The sequence below is a fragment of the Marinobacter sp. AN1 genome, from assembly GCF_026013985.1.
Classification (GTDB): Bacteria; Pseudomonadota; Gammaproteobacteria; order Pseudomonadales; family Oleiphilaceae; genus Marinobacter; species Marinobacter segnicrescens.
In genome coordinates, this window is sequence record NZ_CP110342.1 from 2,572,848 (window position 1) to 2,588,489 (window position 15,642).

The window sequence follows — 15,642 nt, forward strand, 5'->3', positions numbered from 1 at the left end:
GTGGCGAATAGGTATGAATGCCAACGCTCCTTGCCCAGCAGGTTGATCTAGACTCAAAGGGGTGTAACAGGCAAAGGAGCCGAACCATGAACATCAAAAGATCATTCGTGCGTACTGCCGGCGTAGCCCTGCTAGTCGGCATGACCAGCTTGCCCCTTGCGGCACAGGACGACGAACCGGTATTTGGCCAGCAACTGATGACCCAGCAGGAATTGCGGGAACATCGTCAGACCATGCGCGGCTTCAATACCAATGAAGAGCGCGCCCAGTACCGCGAGCTTCATCGTGAACGCATGCTGGAGCGTGCCCGCGAGCGCGGCGTTGAGCTCGGCAATGGTCCGGGCCAGGGCATGAGCCAAGGCCAGGGAGCCGGTCAGGGACAGGGCATGGGTCAAGGTCAAGGTCAAGGCCAGGGCCAGGGCAACCAGCAAGGCATGGGGACAGACCAGGGTAACCGCCAGAACAAGCAAGGTTCTGGCGGTGGCCAGGAATACCAGCCAAAAGGTTCCGGCCAGGGTGGCGGTAACCGGTAAACCTCGCCAACCATAAAAAAACGGGGCTGATCTCCAGCCCCGTTTTCCTTTATGCCTTTACTGACCTGTCGCAGACTCAGGCATCAGCACGACGTTTCCGCGCCCACAGACCCGCCAGCGCCAGCAGCACCATGCCAGGCAGTACCGGATCAAACGGCGAGCCCGGTCCACCAACGGTACAGCCACCACCACTGCTACTGGAGCGAGATGCGGGTGTTGCGGGTGTTGCCGGGATAGCCGGATCATCAACAAGCTCGTTCAGACCGGTGACTCGCATCGTGAACGTACAGCTTGTTTCGGTACCATCACTGGTACAGGTCGGCCAGGAAGCCGTATCGGCAACACTGATGGTCGTATTCAGGTTCACGTTGGCCAGGTCCTCAACCGGACCCTGCACGTAACCGGCAACACGCACCAGCTCACCCTCCGAGGCGTTAATCATCTCGTTCATGTCTTCGAGGGTCATCGTTGAGCCGTCTGCCAACTCGTAAAGACCTTCATCGCCGGCATCCGGAAGCCAGGTAGCGAGGGTGGAACCATCGGTGGTGTCTTCAACGGTTGGGGGATTATCCGCCCAGGTTTCGAAGTCAGCGATGGTTACCGCTTCACCGTCGATCAACACCCGGAAGGTGCCGTCGTAAAGCTCGGACGCCAGCAATTTCGACAGCGACAGGGCCGCAGGAACGATATTGTCCGGGTCACCTTCGTCCAGTGTGTCAACTACCGGCCGAACGTTGCTCAGATCGTAGATGGTTGTATTTTCCCCTTCGGCATCGAAGGAAGTGCCATTCGGATCATAGATGGTGGCTGGCGCTGTCTCTGTACCACCTGCCAGAAGTATCGCTTCTATATCCACAGCCTCGAAGGTCTTCTCGTTGGTCTGCCAGTCTGTACCATCATTCCAGGCCAGCAAGATGGAATCGTTGGCCGGGTTGCCATCGTGGTCGATGAACCAGCCCGTCGGCACGTTGGCCAGGGCATTCCAGTCACCAAACAGCTCCGAATACTCGACTGGGATCACACCATCCGTTTCCATGGTGTCCTCATCAGAGGCCGTGGTGCCCTCTGTGAACGCCGCAATACTGGTACTGAAGAATGGCAGGCCTTCTACGCGGCTACCGCCGAACAGACCACCAGGGTACTTGCCGATAGGGCCAATAGAGAGTTTGCTGGCCCCGTCCGCAGCCATGCCGAAGGACAGGCCATCTTCCGCTGAAGAAGGTGTGAAATCGTTGCCCACGCCAAAACCGGTTTCAATCCGGAAGGCCTTGAGGCCGCCCTCTACCAAATTTGTGGTATCCGTCAGGTTGGAGAACTTGCCGATCACCCGATACAGTTTCGAGGCATCATCGGCGGATACATTGAACACGAGATCAATCGGGCCGTTGGTTTCCGTTGTCTTCAGCTTGAAGCGCTTTCCGGAATCACCAGGCGCCTGGCAATTAACCTCAAGGTCAGGCTGCGCCATGATGCAGCCCGCAAACTGATAAACCTGCTCATCAATGGTGCCGTTGAAGGCCTCGTTATAGACCGAGATCCCCAGCCCGATTTCACCACTGTCGTTAACCGGGTCGAGCCAGCCGAAGCTCGCAGTACCCGCTGTATCGGTATAGATCAATGTCTTGCCTTCCACTGGCGGGACAGCGAGGTTATCGGTGTTGACGCTGTCTACCGTTGCCGCGAACGCTGCTGGCGCAACACCCAGAGCCGAACACATAACCGCTCAGGCCAGCGGTTGCCTCACAAACCGTCTCGTCATTATTGTCATAGAGCTTACCCTTGGGAGTTCAGATTTTTCGGATACCACGGCACTAACGTTAGATAGCACTCGCATGAATACCAAAATAACGTTTTGGAATAAGCGACAAGCGGATAAGGTTCAGATGAGTTTATTACTCATAGCGACGAGATCGGTTTAAACCGGACATTGCTCGCCGTTAGCGTTAAATAATCGAAAGAACGCGGATTTATTAACTTTTAGCCACATTATGACGCAGCACAAGGAATACCCCTCATATAGGGCCGGGAGACCCCAAACCGCTTGAAGAGTACCAGGACAGGGGTGTGACAAATTGACGCAGGCATGAAGCGCCCTCAGGGGCGTGGCTTATCAGGGGGGAGATCAACGAAAGTTATCACGTCTGGCGCCTGTCTCTCGCACCAGCAAAACCATCAGGAATTAACTTGGGGCGTGGCCCATGCAGGTTACGGACTGCTGGGTATTCTGGCGAGATGAGATAACAAGGCCCTTGAGAATGGACCTTGCTATCAGCTTACAGTACCCGGTTCTCAGTCACACTGTGGCAGAGCCGCACGTGAAGGTGTTGAAGCATCGTTGATCGTATAGTCACATCCATACTGATCGTCAGCAACGACCTCCGGATCGAGCACGTCATCACCACCTGGCCTGATACCGAAGTTCACCCAGGTCACAAGGTCCACAAGCGCTGTGGAGAACTCCGAACCGGAGAAACCGCAGTGCCCGGGAGCACGAATGGCCCTCTGAACGAGAAGATCCTGACTGCCATTCGCTTCAGCGCCCTTACGGTAGAGCTGTTGATGCACGAACGGAACGAAAAAGTCGCCCAGGGTATGCATCGTTAAAACGGGGACATCGAAGTCGCCCTGAACCAGCGGCATCCAGCGCACACTGTCATCCTGAATGGGATTAACACCCTTGTCCGCAAGGAAGCGACCAACTTTTGCCGTTAAAGCCCTCTCCTGACCGGTAAAACGCGGTCCATCCGTCCACCGGTAAACCCGGTCGGTATTGTCGTAGAAGTCCTTTGCAAGAATACCGGTAATAGTGCCATCTGCTCCCCCGGTTCCCAATACAGCACCCTGCCATACGGGGCTACTGAAACCTTCGTCAAATATTGGCCGTTCGCCGCCCGTCAGGTTCATCGCAATATCTTTCAGACGCTGGCCCGCTTCATTCTTGGGAACAAACGCATCTTCACCGCTGGTGGCTACAAACAGATTTGAAACGATCGATGGCAGGTTCTGCTGAAAATCTTCATAAGGCAAGTGCCCCAGTCCCGCGAGCTCCTGCGCCACCCGGTTGTAATCACCTAACCAATAGAACTGATTCTGCTCAGCCTGACAAAGCGGCAACGCGCCCTCGTAGGCCACCGGATAACGCGCCGTTTCAAGCGTTTCGCGCTCCACCGCCGCTGCTGCAGCGTGGCCACCCATGGAAACACCGGCGATGAGATATTGGTTGATCTCTCCGTGATCGACACTCCAGTCGTTGCGTAATATGTCTGTCAACTCAATTGCAAGCCGGTTGGTATCCTCTACGGCTGCCCTGACGTCGTAGTAGTTGGCAGAATAGGATGACGCTGCCCAAGCATAACCAAGTGCAAGTACTGTGTTTCGGAAGGCCAGGTTGGGCACTTCAGGCGTAACCACCGGGCTTTCACCACGGAAGCCATGTGCGTACATGATGACGCCGCCATGCCAGTCCTGCGGGAATTCTGCCGTATAGGCAGCTGGTCCCTGAATTCCGGTATAGGTTCCCCAATAGGCCGACGCCCCTGGTAGTGCTTCGAATGACAGCTCTGCTGCAACAGTGAACTCCCTGCTGTCGTGCTCCCGGACGAGATCCTTGTTGACACCCCAGCCAATACCCTGACCCTGGTTTCCAACAGAGTTTTTTGCCTGCAGAACAGGGCTTGCAAGTCCGATTGCGGCAGCACAGGCGACTGTCAGGATAGTTTTATTATGACTCATTCCATCTCTCCACTTTGTTTTTATGCTTCAACCCTTAACTATTTCACTGTGCGGAACATTATTTTGTATCCGTATGTAACAAAGTAGGGCAGATTTGTTAAAGGGGCAAGACGGCATTTATTGTCTTTTTCATTCAATTTAAGGGGGCACAACGAAAAGCGCCGCAGCCAGAGGGGGGCTCCAGTCTTCGGCGTTTCGTTGTAAGTGGCGCGGCTGGGAGGATTAGGCGGGCCTGCGGCCTTTCCCCTTCGGGGCCGTCGTCGCGTGGCTCCGACGTTCCTCCGTGCGCTTTGCGCACTCCGGTCGAACCTCTATCGGTTCAAATCCTCCCAGTACACTACGAAAAACGCCGCAGCCAGAGGGGAGCTCCAGTCTGCGGCGTTTCGTTGTAAGTGGCGCGGCTGGGAGGATTAGGCGGGCCTGCGGCCTTTCCCCTTCGGGGCCGTCGTCGCGTGGCTCCGACGTTCCTCCGTGCGCTTTGCGCACTCCGGTCGAACCTCTATCGGTTCAAATCCTCCCAGTGCACTACGAAAAACGCCGCAGCCGGAGGGGTGCTCCAGACTGCGGCGTTTCTATGTAAATGGCGCGGCTGGGAGGATTAGGCGGGCCTGCGGCCCTTCCCCTTCGGGGCCGTCGTCGCGTTGCTCCGACGTTCCTCCGTGCGCTTTGCGCACTCCGGTCGAACCTCTATCGGTTCAAATCCTCCCAGTGCACTACGAAAAACGCCGCAGCCAGAGGGGTGCTCCAGACTGCGGCGTTTCTATATAAATGGCGCGGCTGGGAGGATTAGGCGGGCCTGCGGCCCTTCCCCTTCGGGGCCGTCGTCGCGTTGCTCCGACGTTCCTCCGTGCGCTTTGCGCACTCCGGTCGAACCTCTATCGGTTCAAATCCTCCCAGTGCACTACGAAAAACGCCGCAGCCAGAGGGGTGCTCCAGACTGCGGCGTTTCTATATAAATGGCGCGGCTGGGAGGATTCGAACCTCCGACCGCCTGGTTCGTAGCCAGGTACTCTATCCAGCTGAGCTACAGCCGCGCATCAAACTTTACTCTCGGTCGATCTCTCGACCGCCTGGTTCGTAGCCAGGTGCTTTATCCAGCCGGCCGGCGCTCCGGTGAGCTACAGCCGCGCAAAAACTTGGTGGACAACTCCGGGCAACGTTTGGCGTTGCCTTCCGCCGGGAGGATTACTCGGGCCTGTGGCCCTCGCCCCTTCGGGGTCGTCGTCGCGTTGCGTCGACGTTCCTCCGTGCGCTCTGCGCACTCCGGTCGAACCTCTTCCGGTTCGAATCCCATCGTACTCCGGGACTTGTCGCATACTCCGGGTTTACGATGCGATTTTGCAATAAGTGGCGCGGCTGGGAGGATTCGAACCTCCGACCGCCTGGTTCGTAGCCAGGTACTCTATCCAGCTGAGCTACAGCCGCGCATCAAACTTTACTCTCGGTCAATCTCTCGACCGCCTGGTTCGTAGCCAGGTGCTTTATCCAGCCGGCCGGCGCTCCGGTGAGCTACAGCCGCGCATCAAACTTTTGGTTAGGCGCTACCCCGACCTGTCGCCACTTCCCTTCTATTTATAGCGAAGAAAATGGCGGAGAGGGAGGGATTCGAACCCTCGGTACGATTGCTCGTACGGTTCCTTAGCAGGGAACTGGTTTCAGCCACTCACCCACCTCTCCGTGACAACGGCGCGTATACTACCATAATTTTTCTGTTTTCATAGGGTTGACAGGGAATTTTTCTGACCGGTTTTATGAACTGGCTTTACGCCCACAAAAAAACCGCCAAACCAGACGGTTGCAGCGGTTTTTCAGTCAGTTTCCACCAGCGAAGACAGAAACTGCTACTTACTTAGTGATTACCGGGCTCCGGGCCTTCCGGTTCGCCTTTCTCACTCTGGATACGCTGATAGATTTCCTCACGGTGGACAGCCACTTCCTTCGGGGCATTCACACCAATACGTACCTGGTTACCTTTTACACCCAGCACGGTTACGGTGACTTCGTCACCAACCATCAGGGTTTCGCCTACACGGCGGGTCAAGATCAACATGTCCTTTACTCCCTATTCCAGAGCTACCTGTTCCGACTTGAACAATTAGTTATAACTATATAACGGGATTTACCAAACCAGCAGTCGAATAATCCCTTACAGGCAATCATGAGACGACCATGGAACCGGTTTGGTTCCCGCTTTGTGGCGAGACCCTGGCGGACCGACCTGTTTATCCGCCGTTTCAGGCCTCTGTCTCGGCCTTGTGCAGGTCAAAGGCACTGTGTAGCGCCCTGACTGCCAGCTCAAGATACTTTTCATCGATCACCACCGACACCTTGATTTCAGAGGTGGAGATCATCCGGATATTGATACCTTCATTGGACAGCGCCTCGAACATGCGGGTTGCCACACCGGCGTGGGAGCGCATGCCCACACCTACAATGCTCACCTTGGCAATCCTGTCGTCCCCGCTCACTTCACGGGCACCCAATTCATTCGCCAGTTGCTCGAGGATCTCCCGGGTACGCCGGAAGTCATTGCGATGCACTGTGAAGGTAAAGTCAGTATGGTTATCGGCACCGACGTTCTGGACAATCATGTCGACTTCGATGTTGGCATCGCTCACCGGCTTGAGTATGCGAAGGGCAATGCCGGGTGTATCAGGTACACCGGCAATGGTCAGCTTGGCTTCGTCTCGGTTAAATGCAATTCCGGAAACAACCGGTTGTTCCATGGCGCTTTCATCCTCAAAGGTAATCAGGGTGCCCTCGCCTTCCTCAAAGGAGGATAGCACCCGCAACGGAACATTGTACTTGCCGGCGAATTCGACGGCCCGTATCTGCAGAACCTTGGAGCCAAGGCTCGCCATTTCAAGCATTTCTTCAAAGGTAATTCGGTCAAGGCGGCGTGCGGAGTCCACAACACGCGGATCGGTGGTATACACCCCGTCCACATCGGTATAGATCTGGCATTCGTCCGCTTTCAGTGCAGCCGCCAGGGCCACTGCGGTGGTATCCGATCCACCGCGGCCAAGGGTGGTGATATTGCCCTTTTCGTCCACACCCTGAAAACCTGCCACAACAACCACACGACCCTTTTCCAGGTCACCGCGCATGTTGTGCTCGTCGATTTCCTGGATCCGGGCCTTGGTGTGAGAGCTATCGGTGCGAATACGCACCTGGGAACCGGTATAGGAGCGAGCATCACAGCCCCGCTTCTGCAGGGCCATGGACAGCAAGGCAATGGTCACCTGTTCACCGGTGGAAACGAGCACATCCATTTCCCGGGGGGTCGGCTCTTCCATAATATCTTTCGCCAGGGCGATGAGACGGTTGGTTTCACCGCTCATGGCTGAAACCACAACCACGACATCGTGCCCTTGCTCGCGGAACCGGCACACCTTGTCCGCAACTGCTTCTATCCGGTCGGTGGAGCCGACGGACGTACCTCCGAATTTCTGAACCAGCAGTGCCATGATCTTCCCAAATTTCCTGGCGGGGGCCTTTTGCACCCCGGGAGATGACCAGCGACCCGCGACGAAGCTTCGACGACGGGCCTTCCCATATCAGACACCGGACAACACTCGTGTCCCGGCTGAAAAATCGCGGAATTATACCCCTACATCATAAGCAGATAACAGTAGCGCAAATGCAATTACTGTATCGGTTCAGCCAGCCTGCGACGCAACCCAGCCAGCCACGCCCTCAAGGGCTGCGGGCAAGGCAGCCGCATCGTTGCCACCACCCTGCGCCATGTCAGGTCGGCCGCCCCCCTTGCCATCAACCTGCGCCGCCAGGTGCTTCATCAGGTCACCAGCCTTGACCCGGTCGGTGGCTGACTTGGTCACGCCGGCTACGAGGGTCACTTTGCCGTCTTCAACACTGGCCAGGACAACCACACCTTCACCCAGCTTGTTCTTGAGCTGGTCCGCGGTCTCCATCAGGGACTTGCGATCCGCTCCTTCCAGTTGCGCTGCGACCACTTTAAGCCCGGCCACCTCAACGGCTGAACCGGCCAGGTCAGCACCGGCAGAGCTGGCGAGCTTGCCCTTGAGCTGCTCTACTTCCTTTTCCAGCAGACGGCTGCGATCCAGGGCACCCTGGACTTTTTCCACTACGGAATCGCGGGTGCCGCGAACCATTTTTGCCACGCGATCCAGGGTATTTTCCGTTTCAGTCACCCAGCGCAGTGCGCCAAACCCGGTCACTGCCTCAATACGGCGAACACCGGCCGAGATGCCGCTCTCGGAGGTGATACGGAACAGGCCGATATCCCCGGTACGGGCTACGTGGGTGCCACCGCAAAGCTCCACGGAGTAGTCATCGGACCCCATGCTGAGTACCCGCACCGTATCACCATACTTTTCCCCGAACAGGGCGATGGCGCCTTTTTCCTTCGCGCTGTCCATGTCCATCAGGTCAGTCTGGACCGGGGTGTTCGAAAGGATCTGTTCGTTGACCTGGCGCTCGATTTCCCGGAGCTGATCCTGGCTGACTGGCTCGAAATGGGAGAAATCGAACCGCAGCTTGTCCGGATCCACCAATGAACCTTTCTGGCCCACATGCTCACCCAGCACGTTGCGCAGGGCGGCGTGCATCAGGTGGGTGGCGGAGTGGTTCTTCTTGGTGTTTTCCCGACGCTGGTGGTCAATACGGGCATCAACCTCAAGGCCAGCAAAGAACTCCCCTTCCACTACCGTGCCGATATGCAGGTGGTTGTCCCCTTCCTTGCGGGTATCATTGACCTGGAAGCGACCACCGCTCCAGGTCAGCAGGCCAGTGTCACCCACCTGGCCACCGGATTCGGCATAGAACGGTGTACGCTCGAGTACGATCACCGCCTCATCGCCGGCTTCGGCCGCTTTCTCCTCACCACCGACCAATACCGTACGGATGGTCTCGTGACCATCAATACGCTCATAGCCGGTAAACTCCGTGGTACCCTCAATACGAATGCCGGCAGCGTTGTAGTCGATGCCGAACTTGCTGGCCGCCCGGGCGCGCTCCCGCTGCTGCTCCATGGCCTTTTCGTAGCCCTCGTAGTCCAGGGTCAGGCCACGCTCGCGGGCAATGTCGTTGGTCAGATCTACCGGGAAGCCATAGGTGTCATAGAGGGTGAAGATGGTCTCACCAGGAATTTCGGTACCCTCCAGGTCAGCAATGTCCTGCTCCAGCAGACGCAGCCCCTTGTCCAGGGTCTTGGCAAACTGCTCTTCTTCCTGCAGCAACACCTTTGCGATCTGCTTCTGACTGCTGCGCAACTGCGGATAGGCTTCGCCCATCAGTGATACCAACGCATCAACCAGTTTGTAGAAGAAGGGCTGCGTCGCGCCCAGCTTGTTACCGTGGCGGGCTGCGCGGCGAATGATACGGCGCAGAACAAAGCCCCGGCCTTCATTGGAAGGCATGACACCATCGGCAATCAGGAAGGCGCAGGAGCGAATGTGGTCAGCGACGACCCGCAGGGAGGCCTCGGTAGTGGCTGCGCCGCCCAGCACTTCGGATGCTGACTTGAGAAGGTCCTGGAAGAGGTCGATCTCATAGTTGCTGTGAACACCCTGCAGCACCGCAGTAATACGCTCCAGGCCCATACCGGTATCCACGGAAGGCTTGGGCAATGGCAGCATGTCGCCATTCGCCTGGCGGTTGTACTGCATGAAAACCACGTTCCAGATTTCGATATACCGATCACCGTCTTCTTCCGGGCTCCCGGGAGGGCCCCCGGCTACCTCCGGACCATGGTCGTAAAAAATCTCGGTGCAGGGGCCACAGGGACCGGTATCGCCCATCTGCCAGAAATTGTCAGATGCATACCGGGCGCCCTTGTTGTCACCAATACGGACAATCCGGTCCGCCGGCACGCCAATCTCCTTGTTCCAGATATCATAGGCTTCGTCGTCATCGGCGTAGACGGTTACCCAGAGCTTCCCGGTTGGCAGTTTGAGCCATTGATCACCGGTCAGGAATGTCCAGGCGAAGTTGATGGCCTCGCGCTTGAAATAATCACCGAAGCTGAAGTTGCCCAGCATTTCAAAGAACGTGTGGTGCCGGGCGGTATATCCGACATTCTCGAGGTCGTTATGCTTGCCACCGGCACGCACACACTTCTGGGAGGTGGTGGCGCGAACGTAGTCCCGTTGTTCCCGCCCAAGGAAAACGTCCTTGAACTGGTTCATACCCGCATTGGTGAACAGCAGGGTGGGATCATCGTGGGGTACCAGCGAACTGCTCGGTACGATGGTGTGCCCCTGCTGCTCGAAATACTTGAGAAACGCCTGACGCAACTCTGCGGTTTTCATAGACCTTTGATACCTTTCCAGAAACCCGCCGAGGAATCCGGCGGGTCCACGATTGAAGTCGGATACTTACATGCGTGTGCAAATCCGCTACTCTAGCACACGCCGAAAATCAGGAAAAACGTGTAACCAGCCAGGAGACCCCATGCCCCGACGCTTTCATGACGCCGAGGAACTCTTCCCACCGGCCACCGTACTGAAGCGCGCGCTCGCTATTATCTACGATGGCCTGATCAGTATCGCCGTGCTCCTGGTCGCCACCTGGATCTATACCATGATCGCGGGCTGGCTGACTGGCTGGGACAAGTACGAACAGATGGCTGAAGCAGGCGAGCTTTCCGGCGATCCCGGGCTGACCTTCGTCCTGTTCCTGGTGCTCTATCTTTTCTTTGCCTACTTCTGGACCCGGATCGGCCAGACCCTGGGTATGCAGGTATGGCGCATTCGTATTGAGAACCTGGACGGCACCTCGGTGAGCTGGACCCAGGCACTGCTTCGCTATGGTACTGCGGGGGCCGCCATCTTCGTCGCCCTGCTGGCCGGTTATTATCTTGGTCCGGTGTCGCTGTTTCTGACCGTGCCAGTGGTGATCGCCCTGTTCTACCCTATCAATGGCCTGTCAGTGACTGACCGGGTCTCCGGCAGCGTAGTGGTCCAGGTGCCCAGGGAGGCTCGCAAAAAGTCCTGAGCCACCACCTACCCGGCCCTGCGCATCAGCCAGGCACCGATCAGCCCGTTAACGGCAATAGGTATCAGGATGGCAAGCACCGGGTTGAAACCGAACACCACACTCATGGGGCCGAGCAGGTCCTGCATGTACTTGAACAGCAGGCCGACAATGAGCCCGGTGAACACACGGAAGCCCATGGTCACCGAACGCAACGGCCCGAAGATAAAGGAAATGGCGACGATCACCATGACGGCCGTACCCACCGGCATCAGCACCTTTTTCCAGAACGCCAGCCAGTATTGAGCAGACGTAAGCCCCTGCTGATCCAGGTAGCGCGCATAGGTATACAGACCGGTCAGCGGCAGATTCTCGGGCTTGACCACCAGCACACTCAGAACGTCGGGAGTCAGACCGCTATCCCACCGCTCTTGGGCGCTGACCTCCCGCTCGGTGCCTTCGCGGGACAATCGGGTCCGCCTGACATCCTGCAGAAGCCAGTGATCCCCCTGAAACGTTGCACGGCTGGCGAAGCTCGCGGTCGCCAGCCAGCGGTCGTCGTCGAACCGGAACAGTGCGACCCCCTGAAGGTCACCGTCCGGGGTCACCGCATTCAGATGTATAAAGGTATCCCCTTCCCGGTGCCAGACCCCTTCGGCGCTGGCAATACTGCCATCGCCACCCCGGGCAACGGCCTTCTGGCTCTGGGCCAGCCGCTCGGCAGGCGGGGCCACGTACTCACCGATAACCAGCCCGAACAGCACCACCACCAGGGCCGGTTTCATGGCGGACCAGACAATACGGCGTATGGAGACACCGGCTGCACGGATCACCGTCAGTTCAGACGAACTGGCCATGGCCCCAAGCCCCACCAGGCAGCCCATAAATGCCCCCAGCGGAAGGTAGTCATAGATGCGCCTGGGCAGGGTCAGCAGCATGTACAGGGCGGCTTGCAATGCCTGGTAATCCGCACGGACATCTTCCAGTTCCGCGATATAGCCGAACACCACATCCAGCGACAGCACCACCATCATCACCAGGAACATGGCTCCGCCGACATTGCCCATGATGTAGCGGTCAAGTAGTCGCACGGGTACCTCCCTTACGCTCCAGCCGGCGTTTTCGCATCCAGACAGGGCCGAACTGCAACCACAGGCCCAGGCCGAGGAACAGCAGGTGCACCCAGGTCATTCCGATCCATTCCGGTATATGGCCGGAGGCCAGCGCGTCCCGGGCCACAATCAGCAGGCCAAGGTAGAGGATGTAGATCATCATGGCAGGCAGCAGATGGAAAAAACGGCCCTGGCGCGGGTTCACACGACTGAGCCGGACGGCCAGCAGGGTCACTACCGGCACAATCAGCGGTAACGAGACGCGCCAGTGCAGCAGCGCCCGCAGCTCAGGGTCGTCCGAGCGCATCAGCGCCAGCGTCGACATACCCTCCTCGTCTTCACTGCCCATCACCGGCGACTCAGCGACCTTCAGGCCATAGGCCTCAAATTCGGTAATGTCGTAATCAAGTTCACCTGGCAACCCCTGGAAGCGGGTACCCCGCTCAAGTACCAGGAAACGACTGCCTGTGTCGTCGTCAATAAACTGTGAGCCTTCTTCCGCCACCACCAGACTCAGGGACTGGTCAGCCTCCGAATACTCGGCAATGAAAACCCCCTGCAACCTGAGCTTGTCATCACTGAGGGATTCGGTATAGGTGGCACGCCCCCCGGACCCCAGGGTCTGAAAACGCCCCGGCGCCAGCATTTCAAATTCGGTAGCCTGGCTCTGCTCGTCAAAGATGCGCTCGACGTTCTTCATACCCCAGGGCGTAATCCAGAGGCTCATGGCACCCACCAGCAGCATCACCAGGAAACCGGCAATCAGCGTATGCCCGAGCACCTGGCGGTCGCTGACCCCGCAGGCAAACAGCACAGTCATTTCACTTTCGAGGTACATCCGGCCGTACGCCAGCAGAATGCCAATGAAAAACCCCAGCGGCAGGATCAGTTCCAGGAAGCCCGGAAAGCGGTAGGCCATGATGGCAAACAACACATCGCCGGACAGTTCGCCGGCGGCAGCTTCTGCCAGGTACTTGATAAAGCGCCCGCTCATGAACACCAGCAACAACACGCCGGAAACGGCGGCCATTGTGGTCAGGGTCTGGCGGGTCAGATAACGAAAGATGATACTCAAGAACGGCCTCTCAGGGCTTGCACGGCTAGTGTCCCGTCTGATGCGGGCTATTCTATGGAACCTCGCTTCCAAATGACAGGGTTCGGCACAGATTCCGGCGGCCCCGCGAAGCAGCGCAAATTGCAGCTACCCGCTTGATAAATCGGCACCAGACCCCGATGCTATAACCATTGATTCAATCCCGGTGCCTCCGGCACCTGCCAATGACACCCAGGAGTTGCCATGAATTTCACGCTCAGCAGCAAAGCCCTCAGCAGTTCCCGAACCGATTGCCTGGTCGTGGCGGTCCCCGAGAAAGGCGACTGGCCGGCCAGCACCACCCAGGCAGACGAAGCCATGGGAGGGCAATTGAAGGCCCTGCACAAGAACGGCGACCTGACTGGCAAGCCCGGCTCCACCCTGATGATTCCAGTAAACGACGCCCCCTGGGGCCGGGTACTGGTTGTTGGCACTGGCTCGGACAAGGATCGAAAGCCGGCTGATTACCGCAAGGCCCTGATCGCCATGGCGAATGTGCTGAAGGATAGCGCCGCCAGGAATGCGGTCATCGCCCTTGCAGACACAACACTCAACGGAGACGACGCGGTCACCTCCGAGGCCAGCAAGCTCCGCCTGATTGGCCGAACCCTGGAAGAGCAGTTCTATACCTTTACCGAGTTCAAGAGCGAGCAACCCTCCAAGCGCAAGCTGAGCAAGGTTACCGTCCTCGCCTCCGGCACCGGCAAGGCTTTCAAGGATGCATTCGACCTGGGTCTGGCCACTGGCCGCGGCATGAACTTCACCCGCAACCTGGGCAACACTCCGCCCAACATCTGTCACCCCACATGGCTGGCTGAGCGAGCGCAGCAACTCGCCAAGGACCACGACGTCATCAAGACCGAGGTACTGGACGAGAAGCAGATGAAGAAACTGGGCATGAACAGCCTGTTGTCTGTATCTGCCGGCAGTGCCCAGCCAGCACGCCTGATCGTGATGGAGTACAAGGGTGGCAAGGCCAAGGACAAACCCTACGTACTTGTGGGCAAAGGCATCACCTTCGACACCGGTGGCATCAGCCTCAAGCCCGGTGAAGGCATGGATGAGATGAAATACGACATGGGCGGCGCCGCGGCCGTGTTTGGTACCATGCAGGCCATCGCCGAGACGAAGCCGAAAATCAACGTGGTGGCCGTCGTCGCCGCCGCCGAGAACATGCCCAGCGGTACCGCCACCCGGCCGGGCGACATTGTCACCTCCATGTCCGGCCAGACCATTGAAATCCTGAACACCGACGCCGAAGGCCGGCTGGTACTTTGCGACGCCCTCACCTACGTGAAGAAGTACAACCCGGAGGTGGTTGTGGACATGGCCACCCTGACTGGCGCCTGCATCATCGCCCTGGGCCACCACGCCACCGGACTGCTGTCCAACAACGATGACCTGGCAGAGGAACTCCTTGCTGCCGGCGAACGGACCGGTGACCGGGCCTGGCGCCTGCCCCTGTGGGACGAGTACCAGAGCCAGCTGGACAGCAACTTCGCCGACATGCAGAACATTGGCGGACGACCGGCGGGCACCATCACCGCCGCCTGCTTCCTGTCCCGGTTTGCGAAGGAATACCGCTGGGCCCACCTGGACATCGCCGGCACCGCCTGGGTTTCCGGCAAGGCGAAAGGTGCCACCGGCCGGCCAGTTCCGCTGCTGGTAGATTACCTGATGTCCCATGCCGGAAAGTAACGGCGACTCTCCCCGCCCTGAAGGCAATCAGTCCAGGTCCTACTGGTTCCATATCCTGGCCGGGGCTACACCTGCGGACCGCAATCTCCACGCGGTCCGCCTGGTGGACAAGGCCTGGCAACAGGGCGACAGGGTGTGCATCGTCTGCGATCAGCACAACCAGGCCGAGGAACTCGACGACCTGTTGTGGACGTTTATGCCGGATGCGTTCATTCCCCACAGTATCGTTCCGGACGCCACCACCCGGTGCCCGGACCCGGTGGGTATCCTGCTCTGCGAGCCGGCGGCGGATGACTGGGACACGGTGGTGATTCTGTCTTCAAAGCTGCCGGCGGACGCTGACCGTTTCAAACGCCTGGCCCTGGTGGCCCACAACGACCCCGAGGTTCTGAATATTGCCCGGTCCCACTTCCGGCAACTGAGAACCCTGGGGATCGAGCCGAAGGTGCATGATCAGCGGAAGAGCCGGCGATAACGCAACTGTTTCGCCCTCGCGCCTATAATCCGCCGAAAGTAGCAG

Annotated in this window: 11 protein-coding genes and 3 tRNA genes; 4 read left to right on the top strand and 10 right to left on the bottom strand. The window is 58.2% G+C overall.

The window, feature by feature from the left end; all coding sequences use genetic code 11:
* Nucleotides 1-86: 86 nt before the first annotated feature.
* Nucleotides 87-533 carry a hypothetical protein gene (locus LJ360_RS11810; RefSeq protein WP_264994069.1) on the top strand — a complete coding sequence of 149 codons (447 nt, stop codon included), beginning with the start codon at nt 87-89 and terminating at the stop codon, nt 531-533.
* Between the two features lie 76 nt (nt 534-609).
* On the opposite strand, the gene LJ360_RS11815 is transcribed toward LJ360_RS11810, so the two are convergent.
* The 8 genes from LJ360_RS11815 to alaS all read right to left on the bottom strand — a co-directional run bounded on the left by LJ360_RS11815 (nt 610) and on the right by alaS (nt 10,555).
* Nucleotides 610-2,250, bottom strand: coding sequence for a choice-of-anchor F family protein (locus tag LJ360_RS11815; RefSeq protein ID WP_264994070.1), 1,641 nt, complete (start codon nt 2,248-2,250; stop codon nt 610-612).
* A 572-nt stretch (nt 2,251-2,822) separates the two neighbouring features.
* Nucleotides 2,823-4,265: an alpha/beta hydrolase gene (locus tag LJ360_RS11820; RefSeq protein ID WP_264994071.1), complete on the bottom strand. Its 1,443-nt coding sequence runs from the start codon at nt 4,263-4,265 to the stop codon at nt 2,823-2,825.
* A gap of 957 nt (nt 4,266-5,222) precedes the next feature.
* A tRNA-Arg gene (locus LJ360_RS11825) sits at nt 5,223-5,299 on the bottom strand.
* Nucleotides 5,300-5,613: 314 nt separating this feature from the next.
* Nucleotides 5,614-5,690: transfer RNA gene (locus LJ360_RS11830), tRNA-Arg, on the bottom strand.
* Between the two features lie 162 nt (nt 5,691-5,852).
* Nucleotides 5,853-5,942: transfer RNA gene (locus LJ360_RS11835), tRNA-Ser, on the bottom strand.
* Nucleotides 5,943-6,114: 172 nt separating this feature from the next.
* Nucleotides 6,115-6,315, bottom strand: a complete 201-nt coding sequence (gene csrA, locus LJ360_RS11840) for a carbon storage regulator CsrA (RefSeq protein ID WP_091848396.1) — start codon at nt 6,313-6,315, stop codon at nt 6,115-6,117.
* Nucleotides 6,316-6,499: 184 nt separating this feature from the next.
* On the bottom strand, nt 6,500-7,732 hold the full coding sequence (locus LJ360_RS11845) for an aspartate kinase (protein ID WP_264994072.1): 1,233 nt from the start codon (nt 7,730-7,732) through the stop codon (nt 6,500-6,502).
* 192 nt (nt 7,733-7,924) lie between these two features.
* Entirely contained in the window at nt 7,925-10,555 is a 2,631-nt protein-coding gene (gene alaS / locus LJ360_RS11850; RefSeq protein WP_264994073.1) for an alanine--tRNA ligase, read from the bottom strand.
* 142 nt (nt 10,556-10,697) lie between these two features.
* Here alaS and LJ360_RS11855 point away from each other — a divergent pair, with 142 nt between their 5' ends.
* Nucleotides 10,698-11,240 carry an RDD family protein gene (locus LJ360_RS11855; protein ID WP_091848399.1) on the top strand — a complete coding sequence of 181 codons (543 nt, stop codon included), beginning with the start codon at nt 10,698-10,700 and terminating at the stop codon, nt 11,238-11,240.
* 8 nt (nt 11,241-11,248) lie between these two features.
* Here LJ360_RS11855 and lptG read toward each other — a convergent pair whose 3' ends face one another.
* Together lptG and lptF are read right to left on the bottom strand one after the other, a co-directional pair.
* Nucleotides 11,249-12,310 (bottom strand): LPS export ABC transporter permease LptG, encoded by a 1,062-nt coding sequence (lptG, locus tag LJ360_RS11860; RefSeq protein ID WP_091848400.1) that lies wholly within the window; start codon nt 12,308-12,310, stop codon nt 11,249-11,251.
* On the bottom strand, nt 12,297-13,406 hold the full coding sequence (gene lptF, locus LJ360_RS11865; protein ID WP_264994074.1) for an LPS export ABC transporter permease LptF: 1,110 nt from the start codon (nt 13,404-13,406) through the stop codon (nt 12,297-12,299). The genes lptG and lptF overlap by 14 nt, the downstream gene beginning before the upstream one ends.
* A 222-nt stretch (nt 13,407-13,628) precedes the next feature.
* Between lptF and LJ360_RS11870 the strand changes: the two genes are divergently transcribed.
* Both LJ360_RS11870 and LJ360_RS11875 read left to right on the top strand, forming a co-directional pair.
* Nucleotides 13,629-15,122, top strand: coding sequence for a leucyl aminopeptidase (locus LJ360_RS11870; protein WP_091848402.1), 1,494 nt, complete (start codon nt 13,629-13,631; stop codon nt 15,120-15,122).
* Nucleotides 15,109-15,597: a DNA polymerase III subunit chi gene (locus LJ360_RS11875; protein ID WP_264994075.1), complete on the top strand. Its 489-nt coding sequence runs from the start codon at nt 15,109-15,111 to the stop codon at nt 15,595-15,597. The genes LJ360_RS11870 and LJ360_RS11875 overlap by 14 nt, the downstream gene beginning before the upstream one ends.
* The last annotated feature ends 45 nt before the right edge of the window (nt 15,598-15,642 follow it).